Source organism: Nostocoides japonicum T1-X7 (assembly GCF_001046855.1).
In the GTDB taxonomy this organism is placed as follows: Bacteria; Actinomycetota; Actinomycetes; order Actinomycetales; family Dermatophilaceae; genus Nostocoides; species Nostocoides japonicum.
The window spans coordinates 5,128,997-5,131,702 of the sequence record NZ_HF570958.1; the positions used below are offsets into that span (position 1 = coordinate 5,128,997).

Here is a 2,706-nt window from a genome sequence, read left to right on the forward strand (position 1 = left end):
GCTTGACCGCCGACAAGGCGGGCCAGGGGCGATGAGACGCCCGCAGGCAAGTGTCGCCGCCCAGGAACTTCGTCGTGTTGGGGTACGTCGCATCGTCGCAGGTCAGAGGGTCGTATCCCTCCCAGGCCGGGACGTACCCCAACCCGCCTGGCCCACCACGGTGACAAAGTCGGGGACGACCAGCCGAGACCTTTCCTGCCGTGTCGACACGGCGGAAGGGACTTGAGATGAGCGTCGCAACACACCTTGGGCTGGCCGACCACGGCAGCGAGGTCCTGGCCCTGGCAAGACAGCGATGGCCGCACTGGCAACTGCGCCACGGCGCCCTGGTCGCCATCGACGAAATGGACGACCTCCCGGCCTGGCTCCGCGACGCCGACTGGTACGCAGCCGACGAGGTCCTGCTCACCCTTGCCCAGCTGTCCGCCCCGGACGGGGGTGACGACGTGGCCGCGACGGGCGTCCTCACCTGGGTGCTGCTACCCGGAGCCAGCCTGTTGGCGTTCAGGCTCAGCCGGCTCAGCCGCCGCATCGACGAGATCCTCGCGGCCCAGCTATGGGTCGAGGCCAGGACATTCCCCTGGCAGCGCGGGCACAAGGTGGCCGCCAACATTCTGATGAACACCCGCAAGGGCGTGATGCGCGACCTGGGGATCGGCGAGGCAGGCGACCGCACCGGAACGCGAACCATCCCCTTCCCGCCCACCGCAGAGGTGTGGGCCGAGGCAGCCCATTGCGTCCATCCGGGCGGACCCACGGCCGAGCAGGAACTGGACGACATCCTCGAGGTCGCGACGACTCGAGGGGCCCTGACCCCGGACGACGGCGACCTGCTGCTGAGCCTCGCCCACGCCGCCGACGCGGCGAACCCCGCCCGCTCCGGGCGCGGTCACGCCGGACTGATGGCCCCGGCCGCCTCCGACGCGGTCGCGGCCGAGCGCGGTGTCTCCTCGCGGACCGTGCGGCGCCGCGCAGCCCGGTCGGTCCATGCCCTGCGCGTCGTCTGCGGCACCCAGCAGCGTGCCTCCGCCTGACATGTCCACCAAGCCACCTCGACCGGCTTACGGCGACGAGGTGATGACGATGACCGACGAGACCGAACTCAACCGGCTGATGGACGTGGCCGGCAGCGAAGGCGAAGCTCTCGCCGCGCTGGCCGGGTGCGTCGACCGGCTGCACCAGGTGCATGCCGCACGAGCAGCCCTGGCCCGGCTCGACGCTCGCAGCCTGCGCGCCGCCCTCGAGGCACGGCGCACAGCGCTCGAGCAGGAGGGGACCCGATGACCACACACACCACCCATCCAACGCCCTCGAGGGCCGCAGTGAGCGTCCAAGAGCTCAAGCGGGCCTGGCGGTCCGTGGAGGCCGGCGACTTCCGCCCCCGTCAGCGACCCGGAGCCGGGAACGGCCACGAGACCACACCCCACGGCTGGCACCCCGACGAGCCCGTGCTGCCCGTCGTCGGCTGCGCGGGATCCGTCGGAGCGACCACGCTGGCGCTGGCCCTGGCCACCCGCGCGCCGGGCGCCACCCGCATCGTCGAGTGCTGCACCGCCACCGCCTCCGGACTGGCACCAGCCTCCACCGCGGAACTGGGCCAGCACCCCACCGGGTGGTCACAAGGGACACGAGGTGACGTCCTCCTCGAGCGCGGCAGCGACATCCTCGTCAGCACCGACGAGGTGCCCACCCCCACCGACCCCGCCGCAGCGCTCACGCTGACCGTCCTCGACGTCGGATGGGAGCTCGAGCAGGTACTGGCCAGCCCCAACTGGCTTGCCGACCAGCTTCTCCACTCCGAGCACGTGGTCGTGGCCACCACCGCCACCATCCCCGGGCTGCGGCGGCTCGAGGGAGCCCTGTCGTTGCTGGCCGGACGTCGAGTCCTCGGTGCCGTGCTCGGCCCCACCAGACGCAAGTGGCCCCGCGGCCTCGAGCACAGCCTCGGCACCCTGACCCGACAACTCGACCAGCGCGGGGACCTTCACCAGATTCCCGTCGACCGGGCCCTCGCCGTGCGCGGCCTCGACTCCGAGGCACTACCCACCCCGCTGCTCACCGCAGCAGACCAAGTCCTCCGCGCCACCGTGGCCGCAGAAACCACGAAGGGAAGCCCGTCATGAACGCACTCACTCGCCAGCTCGCCACCCTCCCGCAGGTGTGCCCCGTCGCACCGCCTGGAGCGCAGCGCTACACCGATCAGCTCATGGGCTACGTCCTGTGGGGCACGATCATCCTGTTCGTCCTCGGCGTCGTCATCGGCATCGGTGCCATCGTCGCCGGTCGCATCTTCGGGATGCCGCACGCATCGAAGGCCGGGATCGTCGGCGTCGTCGTCGTCTTCCTCGCGGTGATCGGCTACCTGGTCCTTCCCGGAATCGTTCGCGCCCTGACCGGGGCCGGGTGCGTCTGATGACCCGAGCCGGGCAGACCACCGCCGACGGCGGGTGGGGACGCTCACGCCTCCTGGCCACCTTGGCAGCGGGGGTCGCGGCGGCCCTGCTCTTCGTGGTCGGCCTCGGCCTCGCGCTCCACTACGGCCTGCGGAGCGCGGACACCCAGCCCACGACGCAGCGTGTGGCCACGAAGGTTTCGGCCACTGGCACCGGGCCGGCCTACCGCGACCAGGCCGCTGCCGCACCGATGCTGCCGGCCACCCCGGACGACGCCCGGCAGGGCGTCCCCGCGGCCATCGCCGGCCCGGTC

Annotated in this window: 5 protein-coding genes; all 5 read left to right on the forward strand. The window is 72.0% G+C overall.

What is annotated here, in order from left to right:
• The first annotated feature begins 227 nt into the window (after positions 1-227).
• A complete protein-coding gene (locus tag BN12_RS23135) occupies positions 228-1,034 on the forward strand; it encodes a hypothetical protein (RefSeq protein WP_157635647.1) in 807 nt (268 codons plus the stop codon).
• Between the two features lie 49 nt (positions 1,035-1,083).
• Positions 1,084-1,284 (forward strand): hypothetical protein, encoded by a 201-nt coding sequence (locus BN12_RS23140; protein WP_157635646.1) that lies wholly within the window; start codon positions 1,084-1,086, stop codon positions 1,282-1,284.
• Positions 1,281-2,123, forward strand: coding sequence for a hypothetical protein (locus tag BN12_RS23145; RefSeq protein WP_157635645.1), 843 nt, complete (start codon positions 1,281-1,283; stop codon positions 2,121-2,123). Before BN12_RS23140 ends, BN12_RS23145 begins: the two co-directional genes overlap by 4 nt.
• On the forward strand, positions 2,120-2,413 hold the full coding sequence (locus tag BN12_RS23150; protein WP_048555769.1) for a hypothetical protein: 294 nt from the start codon (positions 2,120-2,122) through the stop codon (positions 2,411-2,413). Before BN12_RS23145 ends, BN12_RS23150 begins: the two co-directional genes overlap by 4 nt.
• The coding region (locus BN12_RS25680; protein ID WP_048555814.1) for a hypothetical protein at positions 2,413-2,706 on the forward strand (294 nt) is incomplete at its 3' end. The genes BN12_RS23150 and BN12_RS25680, both read left to right, overlap by 1 nt.